Origin of the sequence: Streptomyces sp. NPDC048171 (genome assembly GCF_043202655.1) — a bacterium.
Taxonomy (GTDB): domain Bacteria; phylum Actinomycetota; class Actinomycetes; order Streptomycetales; family Streptomycetaceae; genus Streptomyces.
Genome location: NZ_JBIDAU010000010.1, coordinates 381,394 through 397,236, shown reverse-complemented (window position 1 = coordinate 397,236; position 15,843 = coordinate 381,394). Strand labels below are relative to the sequence as shown.

Genomic DNA, 15,843 nt, shown 5'->3' with positions numbered 1-15,843 from the left:
TCGCCGCGGTCACCCGCGGCCGCGCGTCACTTGCGCATGACCTCGGGCTCGTGCCGCCGCAGGAAGCGCGCCACGAAGAAGCCGCAGATCACGCCGAGGACGATCAGCGCGGCCATGTCCATGCTCCAGGCGGCCACGGTGTGCTCCCACAGCGGATCGGCCCCGGCGCCCTCCTCGGGCGGGCTGATCTTGTTGAAGTCCAGCGTGGCGCCGGCCGCGGCCACCGCCCAGCGCGAGGGCATCAGGTACGAGAACTGGTTGACGCCGACCGCGCCGTTCAGCGCGAAGAGGCAGCCGGTGAAGACGACCTGGATGATCGCGAACATGACCAGCAGCGGCATGGTCTTCTCGGCGGTCTTCACCAGCGCCGAGATGATCAGGCCGAACATCATCGAGGTGAAGCCAAGCGCCATGATCGGCAGCGACAGCTCGACCAGGGTCGCACCGCCGAGGATCAGGCCCTCCTCGGGGATCTCCCGGTTGGCGAAGCCGATCACTCCCACCAGCAGGCCCTGGAGCACGGTGATCATGCCGAGCACGAAGACCTTGGACATCAGGTACGCGGACCGGGACAGGCCGGTCGCGCGTTCCCGCTCGTAGATCACCCGTTCCTTGATCAGCTCGCGGACCGAGTTCGCGGCGCCGGCGAAGCAGGCGCCCACCGCGAGGATCAGCAGGACCGTGGTGGCGGTGCCGTTCGGGATGATCCGGCCGCTCTGCGGATTGGGCGGGTTGGGCAGCAGGCCCTTGTCCGCGTCGATCAGCAGGCTCACCGCGCCCAGCACGGCCGGGAGGATCACCATCAGGGCGAGGAAGCCCTTGTCGGAGACGATCACCGAGACGTAGCGCCGCACCAGCGTGACGAACTGCGACATCCAGCCCTGCGGCTTCGGCGGCTTCATCGCCTGCATCGCCGGCACCGCTACGGACTGCGGGGCGACGGCGTCGATGTCCGCGGCGTACATCTGGTAGTGCTGCGAACCCTTCCAGCGGCCCGCCCAGTCGTAGTCGCGGTACTCCTCGAAGGCGGAGAAGACGTCGGCCCAGGTGTCGTAGCCGAAGAAGTTCAGCGCCTCCTCCGGCGGGCCGAAGTAGGCCACCGAGCCGCCCGGCGCCATCACCAGCAGCTTGTCGCAGATCGCCAGCTCGGCCACCGAGTGGGTGACGACGAGGACCGTGCGGCCGTCGTCGGCCAGCCCGCGCAGTAGCTGCATGACGTCGCGGTCCATGCCGGGGTCGAGGCCGGAGGTCGGCTCGTCCAGGAAGATCAGCGACGGCTTGGTGAGCAGCTCCAGGGCGACCGAGACGCGCTTGCGCTGACCACCGGAGAGGGACGTGACCTTCTTGTCCTTGTGAACGTCCAGCTTCAGCTCGCGCAGCACCTCGTCGATGCGGGAGTCGCGCTCCGCGGCCGTGGTGTCGGCCGGGAAGCGGAGCTTCGCCGCATACTTGAGGGCCTTCTTGACGGTCAGCTCCTTGTGCAGGATGTCGTCCTGCGGGACCAGACCGATGCGCTGGCGCAGCTCGGCGAACTGCTTGTACAGGTTCCGGTTGTCGTAGAGGACCTCGCCCTGGTCGGCCGGCCGGTAGCCGGTGAGCGCCTTGAGCAGGGTCGACTTGCCGGAGCCGGACGGTCCGATGACCGCGATCAGCGACTTCTCGGGTACGCCGAAGGAGACGTCCTTGAGGATCTGCTTGCCGCCGTCGACCGTGACGGTCAGGTGCCTCGCGGAGAAGGACACCTCACCCGTGTCGACGAACTCCTCGAGCCGGTCGCCGACGATCCGGAACGTCGAGTGGCCGACGCCGACGATGTCGGTCGGGCCGAGCAGCTGCGAGCCGCCCTTGGCGATCGGCTGACCGTTGACGTACGTGCCGTTGTGCGAGCCCAGGTCGCGGATCTCCATGCGCCCGTCGGGCGTCGCGTGGAACTCCGCGTGGTTGCGGGAGACCTGCAGGTCGGAGACGACCAGCTCGTTCTCCAGGGCACGGCCGATGCGCATCACACGGCCGAGCGAGAACTGGTGGAACGTGGTCGGGCTGCGGTCGCCGTAGACCGGTGGCGCCCCCGCCGCGCCGCCGGAGCCCTGCTGCTGGGGGAAGTGCGGCGCGGCCTGCTGCTGCGGCTGCTGCTGCCAGCCGGCCTGCTGGGGCTGCTGGTGCGGCTGCCCGTGCTGCGGGACCTGCTGCGGCGGCTGCTGTGCCGGGGCCTGCTGGGCCCAGCCGGCGTTCGCGCCCTGCGCGGCGTACGGCTGCTGCTGGGGCTGGGCCTGCGGCGTTCCGGCCGGGGCCTGTACGCCGGTCAGGTCGACGCGCGGTCCGTCGTTCGCGTTGCCCAGGTTCAGCACGCTGCCCGCGCCGAGCTCCATCCGCTGGACCCGCTGCCCGTGCACGAACGTGCCGTTGGTGCTCCCGTGGTCCTCGACGACCCAACTGCGGCCGTCGAAAGTGATCGTGGCATGACGCCAGGACACCCTAGCGTCGTCAAAGACAAGCTCCCCCTGCGGATCGCGTCCGAGCGCGTATGACCGGGACGGATCGAGCGTCCAGGTCCGTCCGTTGGATTCCAGTACGAGTTCCGGCACTCCAAGCCCCACTGAGTTGTCCCCCGATGTACCCCCGTCGCGGGGAGTCTAGGGATGTCGAACATCGGGGGGAACTATTTCAGGCTCGGGCCCCTGACCGAAAGTCGGGCCTTGTGAAAACTGCGTAGGCACCCATCGACCGATCTCGTTGACGGGGTTGAAACCCGCTCGGAGAGTGGTAATCCACGCGAGGGGGACATGCGCGGCACTCCGCCGCGCAGCGGATCGGGGGGTCTGCCATGAGCGCGTCCACGAGCGTCGGGTCCGAGGGGTATGCCGCGAGGGTGCCGTGGGGAGACGTGCTGCTCTCCGCGATCGCCGCTGTGAGCTGGGCGTTGATCGGCATGGCGGGAACGGCGGCGCTCGGCCTGCACCTGCTGGACGCGGACGCGGCGGGCTCGCTGGGCCCGATGACCGCGGCGGTCGTGGCACTGGGCGCGGGCGGTTCGGTGACACCGGACGGAGACATGTCGGCGTTCGGGCTGAAGGGGGCGCAGGCGTACTCGGCCATCGAGATCACGCCACTGGGCGTGAGCGTGGTCGGCGCGCTGCTGCTGTCGTTCTTCTTCCTGCGCTCCCTGCGCGGGGCCGGATTTGTCGTCTCCCCCGCCGAACTCCTCGCACGCGCGGGCGTGGTGGTCGCCCTGTTCGTGGCGATGACGGGTGGTCTGGTCTGGGCGGGTCACGGCATCGTCACGATCGACGGAGGTGCCCTGGGGATCGACGCGCTGCCCGGTGGTGGCGGTGGTGGCGTGGAGATTCCCGGGCTCGGGGACGTGGGTGACATCGGCGGGCTGCTCCCCGACCGGATCGGTGACCTCGTCGAGGCCGAGGCCGCGGTCGGTATCAGCGTCGACACCGCGCCGACGCTGCTGGGCGGGCTGGCCTGGTCCGCCGGGGTCCTGCTGATCGCGCTGCTGGCCTCGCGCCGTACTCCGCTGCCGCGCGGGTGCGCGGCCGTGCACCGGGTGGTGCGGCCCGCCGTGTCCGCCGTGGTCACGCTGGCCCTGACCGCGGTGGCGGCCGGCATCGCGGCGGCCGGGTACGCGGCGGCCGGCGACGACCATCCGCGGCGGATCGCGGGCGCCGCGCTCCTCGGTGCGCCGAACGGGGTCTGGCTCGGCGTCCCGGTCGGCCTGTTCGTGCCGTGGGACGGGCGGGCCACCGGCGAACTCGTCCGGGTTCTCCCCGCCCCGCTGGACGACCTGCTGGGCGCGGGCGCCGACGAGCCGGTCACGCTGGCGCGGCTGGCGGAGCTGGACGGACGGGTGTGGCTGCTGGGGGTGGCGACGGCCCTGATGATGTTGCTGGCCGGGGTCCTGACGGCGGTACGGACGCCCGTGGCACCCGGCGAGGGGCGCTCCCCCGCTTTCGTGGGGCGCTGCGCGCTGCGGCTCGGCCTCGTGACCGGGGCGGCACTGCCGCTGCTGTCCTGGCTGAGCGGGGTGTCCGTGGACGCCTCGCTGTCGGTACTCGGCATCGATGCCTTCGGCGCGGGCCTCGATCTGCGCGCCCACCTCGGCACGGCCCTGCTGCTGGGCGCCCTGTGGGGTGCGGGGGCGGGGGCCGCCGGGGCGTTGCTGGCGCGGGCGAGCGGGGCGGCGGGGGCCCGGGCGACGTGGTTGGCACGGGGTGCCGGGGTGGTGGCGACGCCGGATGCCGGTGGCCTCGGGTACGGGGGACCCGTCTCGGGTCCGTACCCCGGGCACGGGCAGGGTGCCCCCGGACCGTACGCCGGCCCGCACCGTCAGGCGGGCGACGACGTGTACGGCGCCCCCACCGTGGCCGGCCCGCTCCGGCCGCCGCCGGGAGCATCCCGGCGGCCACCGACCCCGCGGGAGCGGCCGCAGGCACGCCGCTGGGGCGAGGTTCCGCCGCCTCCGCCCCCTCCTCCGCCGCCGCCCGCGCCGCCGAGGCGGCCGAGGGACGGGGAGTGAGGGGTGGTGCGGGGCGGCGGGGGGTGCGGGGCCGCGGGGGCGGTGGTGCGGGGTGGTCCGGACAGTGGCGCTGTCCGTCAGGCGGACCTCGGGGGCGGCAGGCACCGGGTGCCGGATACGGTTGGACCACCATGAGCGCTACGCAGACCTCTGACGTTCCCACGCTTCTCGTCAAGATCTTCGGCAAGGACCGGCCCGGTATCACGGCCGGCCTGTTCGACACCCTCGCCGCCTACTCCGTCGACGTCGTCGACATCGAGCAGGTCGTCACCCGTGGCCGGATCGTGCTGTGCGCGCTCGTGACCGAGCCGCCCCGCGGTCTGGAGGGCGATCTGCGGGCCACCGTCCACAGCTGGGCCGAGTCGCTGAAGCTCCAGGCGGAGATCATCTCCGGTATCGGCGACAACCGGCCGCGCGGTCTCGGCCGCTCCCTGGTCACCGTGCTCGGGCACCCGCTCACCGCCGAGGCGACGGCCGCCATAGCGTCCCGGATCACCGAGGTCGGCAGCAACATCGACCGTATCTTCCGGCTGGCCAAGTATCCCGTGACCGCCGTGGAGTTCGCGGTGTCCGGCGTGGCGACCGAGCCGCTGCGCACGGCACTGGCCACCGAGGCCGCCGCGCTCGGTGTGGACGTCGCGGTGGTCTCCGCGGGGCTGCACCGGCGGGCGCAGCGCCTGGTGGTGATGGACGTGGACTCCACGCTGATCCAGGACGAGGTCATCGAGCTGTTCGCCGCGCACGCCGGGTGCGAGGACAAGGTCGCCGAGGTGACGGCGGCCGCGATGCGCGGTGAGCTGGACTTCGAGCAGTCGCTGCACGCTCGCGTGGCGCTGCTGGCGGGGCTGGACGCCTCGGTGGTGGACAAGGTCCGCGCCGAGGTGCGGCTGACGCCGGGTGCCCGCACCCTGATCCGCACGCTGAAGCGGCTCGGCTACCAGGTGGGGGTCGTCTCCGGCGGATTCACGCAGGTCACCGACGATCTCATGGAGCGGCTGGGGCTGGACTTCGCCCAGGCCAACACTCTGGAGATCGTCGACGGCAGGCTGACCGGCCGGGTCACCGGGGAGATCGTGGACCGGGCGGGCAAGGCACGGCTGCTGCGACGGTTCGCCGCCGAGGCGGGCGTACCGCTGTCGCAGACCGTGGCGATCGGTGACGGCGCCAATGACCTGGACATGCTGAACGCGGCGGGTCTCGGGGTCGCCTTCAACGCCAAGCCGGTGGTGCGCGAGGCGGCGCACACCGCGGTGAACGTGCCCTTCCTGGACACCGTCCTCTACCTGCTCGGCATCACGCGCGAGGAGGTCGAGGCCGCGGACACGCTGGACGAAGGCCTCGGTGAGGCCCTCGGTCTGCCCGCCGACCGGCTCTGAGCCCGCGGCGAGGGGGCCCGGGCCGTACGGTGCCGGGCCCGCCGCGTGGAGCCGGGTGGGTCAGTCGGTCGGCGCCCAGTAGTCGACCAGGGAGGCCGCTCCGGGCTCCACGTCCTTCCAGGAGCCGGTGAAGGTCAGGACGGCGAAGGCCGCGGTCGGGAAGCCCCGGCGCCCCATCCGTCCGCGCGCCTCGTCCTCGGCCGAGCCGGCCAGGATCTCGGTGAGTCCCTCCATGCCCGGGTTGTGGCCGATCACCAGCACGTTGCGCAGGTCGTCGGGGGTCTCGTTGAGCACGGCGATCAGCTCGCCGGGCGAGGCCTCGTAGATCCGCTCCTCGTAGATGGTTTTCGGCCGGTGCGGGAACTCGTGGACGGCGAGCTTCCAGGTCTCGCGGGTCCGGGTCGAGGTGGAGCACAGGGCCTGATCGAAGGCGACACCGGTGTCCGCCAGCCGCCGCCCGGCCTCTGCGGCGTCCTTGCGACCCCGATCAGCGAGCGGCCGCTCGTGGTCGGTCACCTGTGGCCAGTCGGCTTTCGCATGCCGGAAAAGGACAATCCTGCGGGGTTCTGCGACGCTCATGGCATCCAGCTTCGCATGAAACAGGCCACGGGGCGCAGGGAGTTGACATGCGGATTCACCGCCGTACGCGCGTCCGGGCCCGGGTCCGGCCTCAGCCCACGGTCAGCTGGAGCAGCCGCTCCAGCAGGTGGGCGACGGCCGGCTGCTCGGTGGCCGCGTGCGCGTCGGCGGGGTTGAGTATCAGCAGGAGCAGCGTCACGAAGGCGAGCACGGGCAGGGCGAGGGCCCACCACGGGAGCCGGCTGTCGACGCCGCCCCGGGTCGCGCGGGGAGGCCGGGTGTAGGTAGGGGCCGACATGAGTGCCTCCGCTGGTCTTCGAGCGTCCCTGGTCCGTGCTCCGCGTCCCGCCTGTCGCGGGCACATCTCGAAGCTACGGAATCCGCGGGCCCCAACCCATCCGGAGGTCCACCCACTTGACCCTGACCCTGGCCCCCTAGGGGAAGGGGGGTTAACCCCACCATCAGGCCGCGGGCGGGGTCACGGCGAGGCGATCGTCGCGACGATGCCGATGATCACGAAGATCGCGAGGAAGCCGCCGAAGACGAGCAGCATCTTCTTCTGGCCGTTCTGGGGGTTCGGGTCGAGGACTGGCATGCGGCAAGTCTCGCATCCGCCGCATCCGGGGCGCCGGGCGGGCCGCCCGACGGCTCAGCGGGCCGCCTCGTCCTCCACCGTGCGGTCGCGGCCCGCCAGGACGCCGACCACGATCTGCGGCACCATCAGGGCGCTCATCAGCGCGATCGGCAGGCCCCAGCCGCCGCTGTGCTGGTAGAGCACGCCGACCAGGAGCGGGCCGGGGATGGAGATCAGGTAGCCGGTGCTCTGCGCGAAGGCCGACAGCTGGGCGACGCCCGCGCCGCTCCTGGCCCGCATGCCGACCATGGTCAGCGCGAGCGGGAAGGCGCAGTTCGACACGCCGAGCAGCAGGGCCCAGGCCCAGGCACCGCCGGCCGGGGCGAAGTACAGACCGGCATAGCCGGCAAGGCCGCACAGGCCCAGGACCAGGACGATCGGGCCCTGGTGGGGCAGGCGGGTGGCCACGCGCGGGATGACGAAGGCGAGCGGCACGCCCATCACCATGATCACGGCGAGCAGCAGCCCGGCCGTGCCGGCGGAGACCCCCGCGTCCCGGAAGATCTGCGCCATCCAGCCCATCGTGATGTAGGCGGCGGTGGCCTGGAGCCCGAAGAAGACGGCGAGCGCCCAGGCCGTACGGCTGCGGGTGATCCGTATCGGGGCCTGGCCGGCGGCCGGCTCGGCGGGACGCTCCGCGGACGGGGCGGGCGGCGCGGCGGAGGGCGCCTCGCGGTGGCGCACGAACGGGATCCAGGGCAGGACTGCGGCCGCACCGACCACGGCCCACACGGCGAGGCCGGGCTGCCAGTGGCCGCCCAGGGCGTTCGTCACCGGCACGGTCGCCGCGGCGGCGACGGAGGTGCCGAAGGCGAGGGCCATCGAGTAGAGGCCGGTCATGGAGCCGACCCGGTCGGGGAAGTAGCGCTTGACGATGACCGGCATCAGGACATTGCTGACCGCGATGCCCATCAGCGCGAGCGCGGTCGCGGCCAGGAAGCCCGCCGTCCCGCCGGCGTACGGGCGGATCAGCAGACCCGCCGTGATGGCGGCCATGCCCGCGCAGACCACCGCGCCGGGCCCGAAGCGGCGGGCCACCCGGGGTGCCATGACCCCGAAGACGGCGAAGCACAGCGGGGGGACGGACGTGAGCAGTCCGGCGACGCTGCCGCTCATGCCGAGCCCGTCGCGGACCTCCTCCAGGAGGGCGCCGAGGCTGGTGATGGCCGGGCGCAGGTTGAGCGCGGCCAGGACGATGCCGAGGATCAGCAGCCGGGTCGTCCACGGCGTCCACGCGCGCGTGCCGGGCGCCTGCGGCACGGTCGCCGCCTCGCCGGGTATCTCACGCGTCCGCGTTTCCGTACGTGTCTCCGTGCGCGTCTCCGTCCGGGTGTCCGTCCGGGCTTCCTCACTAGCCATGAGGCCCATCATAGAATCATGGGATGATTGATTGTCCACTCCATGTGCGAAGGTGAGCCATGCCTCTGAGCCATCCCCGTCGCTCGGCACTGTCCGAGCAGGTCATCGCGGCGCTGCGGCAGCAGATCGCCTCGGGCGAGTGGCCGGTCGGTTCCCGCATCCCGACGGAGCCCGAACTGGTCGAACAGCTCGGGGTCGCCCGCAACACGGTCCGGGAGGCGGTCCGCGCGCTGGCGCACAACGGCCTGCTGGACATCCGTCAGGGCTCCGGCACGTACGTCGTGGCGATCAGTGAGCTGGCGGGCGTGATGCAGCGCCGCTTCGCCGAGACCGACCCTCGGCACGTCGCCGAGCTGCGGTCCACCCTGGAGTCGGCCGCCGCACGGCTCGCCGCGGAGCGCCGCACGGAGAAGGACCTCAAGCAGCTGGACGCGCTCCTGGTGCGCCGCGAGGAGGCCTGGGAGTCGGGCGACGCCGAGGCGTTCGTGACCGCGGACGCGACCTTCCACCTGGCCGTCGTGGCCGCCTCGCACAACGACGTGATGACCGCGATGTACGCGGACCTGGGCGAGGTGATGCGGGACTGGCTGCGGAGCGACGTCGGCAGCGAGCTGACGCCCGAGAGCCACATGGACCACACCAGGCTGGTGGACGCGATCCGCGCGGGCGACGCCGGGACCGCGGAGGCGGAGGCGGCGGGCTACCCGTTCCTGTGCCGCCCGGGCCGGTTCACCGCACCCTCCGGTGGCTGACCCAGGCCGACCGGACCTCCTTCCAGCACCGTCCGTCCAGCCGTACGGTCTGCGCCGGCCCGGCCTCGACCGGCGCGGCGTCGCTGTCGAGGTCCCACCAGCGGGCGCACTCGACGTGCAGCCGCACGGAGTCGGCCGCCGGGTACGGGTTGTGGCAGTGGGCGGTCACGTCGGAGTCGACGACGCGGACCCGGCAGGCCGAGCCGAACAGCTCCGCACGCGCGGAGTCCCCGGTCCCCACGCGCGCGTGGGACATCGCTTCGTACGGCAGGGCCAGCACACAGGCGAGGGCCAGGGACGTCGAGGCGAGGCGGGCGAGCGGACGCACAAGAGGCCTCCTCGGCGGCACTGGGGAGGAAAGGCTCGTGGGGAACGCGGACTCCAGCGTGCGCCGACGGCAGGCCCGCCGCCCGCCGGCTGGGCCGGACGGGTGACACGCGAAGGACCCGCACCCAAGACGGATGCGGGTCCTTCGCGACGTCCGGACAGTGCTCCGGACGGTGCTTCCGACAGTGCTTTCGGTCAGGCGCCGATGGCGTGCAGACCGCCGTCCACGTGGACGATCTCGCCCGTGGTCTTCGGGAACCAGTCGCTCAGCAGCGCGACGACACCGCGGCCGGCCGGGTCCGGGTCCTTGAGGTCCCACTCCAGCGGGGAACGGTGGTCCCACACCGAGGCCAGCTCACCGAAGCCCGGGATGGACTTGGCGGCCATGGAGCCGATCGGACCGGCCGAGACCAGGTTGCAGCGGATGTTCTGCTTGCCCAGGTCACGCGCCATGTAGCGGCTGGTGGCCTCCAGGGCCGCCTTGGCCGGGCCCATCCAGTCGTACTGCGGCCAGGCGAACTGCGCGTCGAAGGTGAGGCCGACGACCGAGCCGCCGTTCTGCATCAGCGGCAGGCAGGCCATGGTCAGCGACTTCAGGGAGTACGCCGAGACGTGCATGGCCGTGGCGACCGACTCGAACGGCGTGTTCAGGAAGTTGCCGCCGAGCGCGTCCTGCGGGGCGAAGCCGATGGAGTGCACGACACCGTCGAGGCCGCCCAGCTCCTCGCCGACGACGTCCGCGAGGCGCCCGAGGTGCTCCTCGTTGGTGACGTCCAGCTCGATGACCTTGGTCGGCCTGGGCAGCTTCTTGGCGATGCGCTCGGTCAGCGTGGGACGCGGGAACGCCGTCAGGATGATCTCGGCACCCTGCTCCTGGGCCAGCTTGGCGGTGTGGAAGGCGATGGAGGACTCCATCAGCACACCGGTGATCAGGACGCGCTTGCCCTCGAGAATTCCACTCATGGTGATCAGTGACCCATTCCCAGTCCGCCGTCAACGGGAATGACGGCTCCAGTGATGTACGACGCCTCGTCCGAGGCGAGGAACCGCACCGCGGCGGCGATCTCCTCGGGCCGCGCGTACCGGCCCAGCGGCACCTGCGACACGATGCCGGCCCGCTGCTCGTCGGTGAGCACCTTGGTCATGTCGGTGTCCACGAAGCCGGGCGCGACGACGTTGAAGGTGAGGTTGCGCGAACCCAGCTCACGGGCGAGGGAACGCGCGAAGCCGACCAGACCGGCCTTGGAGGCGGCGTAGTTCGCCTGGCCCGCGGAGCCGAGGAGCCCGACCACGGAGGAGATCAGGACGACGCGGCCCTTCTTGGCGCGCAGCATGCCGCGGTTGGCGCGCTTGACGACCCGGAAGGTGCCGGTGAGGTTGGTTTCCAGGACCGAGGTGAAGTCCTCCTCGGACATGCGCATCAGGAGCTGGTCCTTGGTGACGCCGGCGTTGGCGACCAGGACCTCGACGGGACCGTGCGCTTCCTCGATCTCCTTGTAGGCCTGCTCCACCTGCTCGGTGTCGGTGATGTCGCACTTGACGGCCAGGAAGCCCTCCGGCGGCTCACCCGAGCGGTATGTGATCGCGACCTTGTCGCCGGCATCGGCGAAAGCGCGGGCGATGGCGAGGCCGATGCCCCGGTTGCCTCCGGTGACGAGAACCGAGCGGCTCAACGGATCACCCTTTCCCTAGCGGTCTGTGTTCCGCCCGCGCACCCGGATGACAGGCGGCTACGGCAGGCGGCTTCATCGAAAACCTATCGGGCCCCGGCTCCCGGCGGAGACTCGGGCACCCACAGTGGCTTACGGGGCTGACTGTCGGATCCCTACAGAACGGACCCGACCACGGGTAACCGCGCGCGGCGGCAAAGGTGTGTCGCCGTCCCGCCCGACACGACATGATGCGGCCCAGGGCGACAGGCCCTGGCCCCCGGTGTCGCCGCAGACGACCGGTCACGTCGACAGAAAGAGACGCAGGTGCCTCACAGCATCGACGAAGCCTTCACGGCACTCCCCCTACGCGCCCTCGCCGACGCCGCCCTCGCACGCGCGCGGGCGCTCGGCGCCGAGCACGCGGACTTCCGCCTCGAACGGGTGCGCAGCGCCTCCTGGCGCCTCAGGGACGCCAAGCCCGCCGGGTCCTCGGACACCACCGACCTCGGGTACGCGGTGCGAGTGGTGCACGGCGGTACGTGGGGCTTCGCGTCCGGTGTGGACCTGACCATGGACGCCGCCGCGAAGGTCGCCTCGCAGGCGGTGGCGATGGCGAAGCTGTCCGCGCAGGTCATCAGGGCGGCGGGGTCGGACGAGCACGTGGAGCTGGCGGGCGAGCCGGTGCACGCCGACCGGACGTGGGTGTCGTCGTACGAGGTCGACCCGTTCACCGTGCCCGACGAGGAGAAGTCGGCGCTGCTGGCCGACTGGAGCGGGCGCCTGCTGGCGGCCGACGGGGTCGACCACGTCGACGCCTCGCTGCTCACCGTGCACGAGAACAAGTTCTACGCCGACACGGCCGGGACCGTGACCACGCAGCAGCGGGTGCGGCTGCATCCGGTGCTCACCGCCGTGTCGGTCGACGACTCCAGCGGCGAGTTCGACTCCATGCGGACGCTGGCCCCGCCGGCCGGGCGCGGCTGGGAGTACCTGACCGGCACCGGCTGGGACTGGGACTCCGAGCTGGCCGGGATCCCGGAGCTGCTGGCCGAGAAGATGCGGGCGCCGAGCGTCGAGGCGGGGCTGTACGACCTGGTCGTCGACCCGTCGAACCTGTGGCTGACCATCCACGAGTCCATCGGGCACGCCACCGAGCTGGACCGGGCGCTCGGGTACGAGGCGGCGTACGCCGGCACCTCCTTCGCCACCTTCGACCAGCTCGGCAAGCTGCGCTACGGCTCGGAGCTGATGAACGTCACCGGCGACCGCACCGCCGAGCACGGGCTGGCGACCATCGGGTACGACGACGAGGGCGTCGAGGGCCAGTCCTGGGACCTGGTGAAGGACGGCACGCTGGTGGGCTACCAGCTCGACCGGCGGATCGCGCGGCTCACCGGGTTCGAGCGGTCCAACGGGTGCGCGTACGCCGACTCCCCCGCCCACGTGCCGGTGCAGCGCATGGCCAACGTCTCGCTCCAGCCGGATCCGGGCGGTCTGTCGACCGAGGACCTGATCGGGGGCGTGGACCGCGGCATCTACGTCGTCGGGGACCGTTCCTGGTCCATCGACATGCAGCGCTACAACTTCCAGTTCACCGGGCAGCGCTTCTTCCGGATCGAGAACGGGCGGCTCGCCGGTCAGCTGCGGGACGTGGCCTACCAGGCGACGACCACCGACTTCTGGGGCTCCATGGCGGCCGTCGGCGGCCCGCGGACGTACGTCCTGGGCGGCGCCTTCAACTGCGGCAAGGCCCAGCCGGGTCAGGTCGCGGCCGTGTCCCACGGCTGCCCGTCAGCGCTCTTCAAGGGCGTCAACATCCTCAACACCACCCAGGAGGCCGGTCGATGAGCGCCCGTACCCACAAGCCCCACGAGATCGTCGAGCGGGCGCTGGAGCTGTCGCGGGCGGACGGCTGCGTCGTCATCGCCGACGAGGAGTCCACCGCCAACCTGCGCTGGGCGGGTAACGCGCTCACCACCAACGGCGTCACGCGCGGGCGCACGCTGACCGTCGTCGCCACCGTCGACGGTGGGCAGGGCACGGCGTCCGGTGTCGTGTCGCGCTCGGCGGTGACCGTGGACGAGCTGGAGCCCCTGGTGCGGGCCGCCGAGGCCGCGGCCCGCGGCGCCGGTCCCGCCGAGGACGCGCAGCCGCTGGTCACCGGCGTGCCCGCGTCGCCCGACTTCACCGACGCGCCGGCGGAGACGTCGTCGGCGGTGTTCGCGGACTTCGCGCCCGCCCTCGGGGAGGCGTTCGCACGCGCGCGTGCGGGCGGCCGGGAGCTGTACGGATTCGCCAACCACGAGATGACGTCGACCTACGTGGGGACGTCCACCGGTCTGCGGCTGCGGCACGACCAGCCCAACGGGACGCTGGAGCTGAACGCCAAGTCGCCGGACCGGACCCGGTCGGCGTGGGCGGGGCGCTCCACACGGGACTTCAAGGACGTCGACCCGGGAGCGCTCGACGCCGATCTGGCCGTACGCCTGGGCTGGGCCGAGCGGCGGGTGGAGCTGCCGGCGGGCCGGTACGAGACGCTGCTGCCGCCGACCGCGGTCGCCGACCTGCTGATCTACCAGCTGTGGTCGGCGTCGGGGCGGGACGCGGTCGAGGGGCGCACGGTGTTCTCGAAGCCGGGCGGCGGCACGCGCGTCGGCGAGCGGCTGGGCGAACTGCCGCTGACCCTGCGCAGCGACCCGCACGAGCCGGGGCTGGAGAGCGCGCCCTTCGTGGTGGCGCACTCCTCCGGCGGCGACCAGTCGGTGTTCGACAACGGGCTGCCGGTGGCGGCGACCGACTGGATCCGCGCGGGGGAGCTGCACCGGCTGACGACCACCCGGCACAGCGCGGCCCTGACGGGGCTGCCGGTGGCACCGGCGATCGGCAACCTGGTCCTGGACGGCGGCTCGGACCGTTCGCTGGAGGAGATGGTGGCCGGCACGGAGCGCGGGCTGCTGCTGACCTGCCTCTGGTACATCCGCGAGGTCGATCCGGCCACGCTGCTGCTGACCGGGCTGACCCGGGACGGCGTCTACCTGGTGGAGAACGGCGAGGTCGTCGGCGAGGTGAACAACTTCCGGTTCAACGAGTCCCCGGTGGGCCTGCTGGGGCGGGCCACGGAGGCCGGGCGGACGGAGAAGACGCTGCCCAGGGAGTGGGGCGACTGGTTCACCAGGGCGGCGATGCCGGCGCTGCGGGTCCCCGATTTCAATATGAGTTCTGTCAGTCAGGGCGTATAACCTCGTACCTGATTTCGCGAGACCACTCAAGGAGACAAGAGAACCGTGACGGACATCGTCGACGAGCTGAAGTGGCGCGGGCTGTTCGCCCAGTCCACCGACGAGGACGCTTTGCGCAAGGCGCTCGCGGACGGTCCCGTCACGTTCTATTGCGGTTTCGACCCGACCGCGCCGTCGCTGCACGTGGGGCACCTGGTGCAGGTGCTCACCGTGCGCCGGCTCCAGCAGGCCGGTCACCGGCCGCTGGCGCTGGTCGGCGGCGCGACGGGCCAGATCGGCGACCCGCGCCCGACCGCGGAGCGCACGCTGAACTCGCCGGAGACCGTCGCGGGCTGGGTCGACCGGCTGCGTGGCCAGATCGAGCCGTTCCTGACCTTCGAGGGCGAGAACGCGGCCGTGATGGTCAACAACCTCGACTGGACCGAGGGCCTCTCGGCCATCGAGTTCCTGCGGGACATCGGCAAGCACTTCCGGGTCAACAAGATGCTGACCAAGGACTCCGTGGCCCGGCGCCTGGAGTCCTCCGAGGGCATCAGCTACACGGAGTTCAGCTACCAGCTGCTCCAGGCCATGGACTTCCTCCAGCTCTACCGGAGGTACGGCTGCACGATGCAGCAGGGCGGCAGCGACCAGTGGGGCAACCTCACGGCCGGCCTCGACCTGCTGCACCGGCTGGAGCCGGACGCCGGCGTCCACGCCTACGCGACGCCGCTGATGACCAAGGCGGACGGCACCAAGTTCGGCAAGACCGAGGGCGGCGCGGTCTGGCTCGACCCGGAGATGACGACGCCGTACGCGTTCTACCAGTTCTGGCTGAACGTGGACGACCGGGACATCTCGACGTACTCGCGCATCCTGTCCTTCCGGTCCCGCGAGGAGCTGGAGGAGCTGGAGCGGCAGACCGAGGAGCGTCCGCAGGCCCGGGCGGCGCAGCGCGCGCTGGCGGAGGAGCTGACGACGCTGGTGCACGGCGCCGGGCAGACGGCCGCCGTGATCGCCGCGTCCAAGGCCCTCTTCGGCCAGGGCGACCTGGCCGGGCTGGACGACCGGACGCTCGCCGCGGCCCTCTCCGAGCTGCCGCACATCGAGGTCACCGAGCTGGGCCCGGTCGTGGACCTGTTCGCCGAGGTCGGTCTGGTCGCCAGCAAGTCCGCCGCCCGCCGCACGGTGAAGGAGGGCGGCGCGTACGTGAACAACGCCAAGGTCGCCGGCGAGGACGCGGTCCCCGCCAAGGAGGACCTGCTGCACGGGCGCTGGCTGGTGCTGCGCCGCGGCAAGAAGAACCTGGCCGCGGTGGAGGTCACCGGCGCCTGAGCACACGGCACGGGGGCGGGGGGGGGGGGGGGCGGGGGGGGGGGGGGGCGCCCCCCGCCCCCCCGGGGGGGGGGGCCCGGGGGGGGGCC

At 72.0% G+C, this 15,843-nt stretch carries 14 protein-coding genes; 6 read left to right on the top strand and 8 right to left on the bottom strand.

Annotated features, from left to right (window positions below):
- Positions 1-26 precede the first annotated feature (26 nt).
- Positions 27-2,585: an FHA domain-containing protein gene (locus ACGF3J_RS28920; RefSeq protein ID WP_393855057.1), complete on the bottom strand. Its 2,559-nt coding sequence runs from the start codon at positions 2,583-2,585 to the stop codon at positions 27-29.
- A 239-nt stretch (positions 2,586-2,824) separates the two neighbouring features.
- Here ACGF3J_RS28920 and ACGF3J_RS28915 point away from each other — a divergent pair, with 239 nt between their 5' ends.
- Together ACGF3J_RS28915 and serB are read left to right on the top strand one after the other, a co-directional pair.
- Complete coding sequence (locus ACGF3J_RS28915; RefSeq protein ID WP_393855056.1) at positions 2,825-4,522, top strand: streptophobe family protein; 1,698 nt, start codon at positions 2,825-2,827, stop codon at positions 4,520-4,522.
- 131 nt (positions 4,523-4,653) lie between these two features.
- Positions 4,654-5,898, top strand: a complete 1,245-nt coding sequence (gene serB, locus ACGF3J_RS28910) for a phosphoserine phosphatase SerB (RefSeq protein ID WP_161330262.1) — start codon at positions 4,654-4,656, stop codon at positions 5,896-5,898.
- A 60-nt stretch (positions 5,899-5,958) separates the two neighbouring features.
- Here serB and ACGF3J_RS28905 read toward each other — a convergent pair whose 3' ends face one another.
- The 4 genes from ACGF3J_RS28905 to ACGF3J_RS28890 all read right to left on the bottom strand — a co-directional run bounded on the left by ACGF3J_RS28905 (position 5,959) and on the right by ACGF3J_RS28890 (position 8,482).
- Entirely contained in the window at positions 5,959-6,477 is a 519-nt protein-coding gene (locus ACGF3J_RS28905) for a histidine phosphatase family protein (RefSeq protein ID WP_161330261.1), read from the bottom strand.
- A 91-nt stretch (positions 6,478-6,568) separates the two neighbouring features.
- Positions 6,569-6,775, bottom strand: coding sequence for a hypothetical protein (locus ACGF3J_RS28900; RefSeq protein WP_161330260.1), 207 nt, complete (start codon positions 6,773-6,775; stop codon positions 6,569-6,571).
- Positions 6,776-6,955: 180 nt separating this feature from the next.
- Positions 6,956-7,072, bottom strand: a complete 117-nt coding sequence (locus ACGF3J_RS28895; protein WP_122614758.1) for an SGM_5486 family transporter-associated protein — start codon at positions 7,070-7,072, stop codon at positions 6,956-6,958.
- Between the two features lie 54 nt (positions 7,073-7,126).
- The gene (locus ACGF3J_RS28890; protein WP_202558490.1) at positions 7,127-8,482 is read right to left on the bottom strand and encodes a CynX/NimT family MFS transporter; all 1,356 of its coding nucleotides are present in this window, start codon (positions 8,480-8,482) and stop codon (positions 7,127-7,129) included.
- 47 nt (positions 8,483-8,529) lie between these two features.
- Between ACGF3J_RS28890 and ACGF3J_RS28885 the strand changes: the two genes are divergently transcribed.
- On the top strand, positions 8,530-9,222 hold the full coding sequence (locus ACGF3J_RS28885) for a FadR/GntR family transcriptional regulator (protein ID WP_161330259.1): 693 nt from the start codon (positions 8,530-8,532) through the stop codon (positions 9,220-9,222).
- Here the strand turns inward: ACGF3J_RS28885 and ACGF3J_RS28880 are convergent.
- The 3 genes from ACGF3J_RS28880 to fabG all read right to left on the bottom strand — a co-directional run bounded on the left by ACGF3J_RS28880 (position 9,200) and on the right by fabG (position 11,222).
- A complete protein-coding gene (locus ACGF3J_RS28880; RefSeq protein WP_161330258.1) occupies positions 9,200-9,550 on the bottom strand; it encodes a hypothetical protein in 351 nt (116 codons plus the stop codon). The genes ACGF3J_RS28885 and ACGF3J_RS28880 overlap by 23 nt on opposite strands.
- A 194-nt stretch (positions 9,551-9,744) precedes the next feature.
- Complete coding sequence (fabI, locus tag ACGF3J_RS28875) at positions 9,745-10,512, bottom strand: enoyl-ACP reductase FabI (protein WP_161330257.1); 768 nt, start codon at positions 10,510-10,512, stop codon at positions 9,745-9,747.
- A gap of 5 nt (positions 10,513-10,517) precedes the next feature.
- Positions 10,518-11,222, bottom strand: coding sequence for a 3-oxoacyl-[acyl-carrier-protein] reductase (gene fabG, locus ACGF3J_RS28870; RefSeq protein ID WP_161330256.1), 705 nt, complete (start codon positions 11,220-11,222; stop codon positions 10,518-10,520).
- A 303-nt stretch (positions 11,223-11,525) separates the two neighbouring features.
- Between fabG and ACGF3J_RS28865 the strand changes: the two genes are divergently transcribed.
- From ACGF3J_RS28865 to tyrS, 3 genes are read left to right on the top strand one after another with little or no spacing between them, the layout of a single operon-like run.
- The gene (locus ACGF3J_RS28865; RefSeq protein ID WP_161330255.1) at positions 11,526-13,049 is read left to right on the top strand and encodes a TldD/PmbA family protein; all 1,524 of its coding nucleotides are present in this window, start codon (positions 11,526-11,528) and stop codon (positions 13,047-13,049) included.
- Positions 13,046-14,440 carry a metallopeptidase TldD-related protein gene (locus tag ACGF3J_RS28860; RefSeq protein WP_161330254.1) on the top strand — a complete coding sequence of 465 codons (1,395 nt, stop codon included), beginning with the start codon at positions 13,046-13,048 and terminating at the stop codon, positions 14,438-14,440. Before ACGF3J_RS28865 ends, ACGF3J_RS28860 begins: the two co-directional genes overlap by 4 nt.
- Before the next feature lie 45 nt (positions 14,441-14,485).
- The gene (gene tyrS / locus ACGF3J_RS28855) at positions 14,486-15,754 is read left to right on the top strand and encodes a tyrosine--tRNA ligase (protein ID WP_161330253.1); all 1,269 of its coding nucleotides are present in this window, start codon (positions 14,486-14,488) and stop codon (positions 15,752-15,754) included.
- Positions 15,755-15,843 lie beyond the last annotated feature (89 nt).

Coding starts and splice junctions, on each gene's coding strand:
- ACGF3J_RS28915 (WP_393855056.1), top strand. CDS start 2,825: ATGAGCGCGTCCACGAGCGTCGGGTCCGAGGGGTATGCCGCGAGGGTG.
- ACGF3J_RS28860 (WP_161330254.1), top strand. CDS start 13,046: ATGAGCGCCCGTACCCACAAGCCCCACGAGATCGTCGAGCGGGCGCTG.
- ACGF3J_RS28895 (WP_122614758.1), bottom strand. CDS start 7,072: ATGCCAGTCCTCGACCCGAACCCCCAGAACGGCCAGAAGAAGATGCTG.
- ACGF3J_RS28905 (WP_161330261.1), bottom strand. CDS start 6,477: ATGAGCGTCGCAGAACCCCGCAGGATTGTCCTTTTCCGGCATGCGAAA.
- ACGF3J_RS28885 (WP_161330259.1), top strand. CDS start 8,530: ATGCCTCTGAGCCATCCCCGTCGCTCGGCACTGTCCGAGCAGGTCATC.
- serB (WP_161330262.1), top strand. CDS start 4,654: ATGAGCGCTACGCAGACCTCTGACGTTCCCACGCTTCTCGTCAAGATC.
- ACGF3J_RS28900 (WP_161330260.1), bottom strand. CDS start 6,775: ATGTCGGCCCCTACCTACACCCGGCCTCCCCGCGCGACCCGGGGCGGC.
- ACGF3J_RS28890 (WP_202558490.1), bottom strand. CDS start 8,482: ATGATGGGCCTCATGGCTAGTGAGGAAGCCCGGACGGACACCCGGACG.
- fabI (WP_161330257.1), bottom strand. CDS start 10,512: ATGAGTGGAATTCTCGAGGGCAAGCGCGTCCTGATCACCGGTGTGCTG.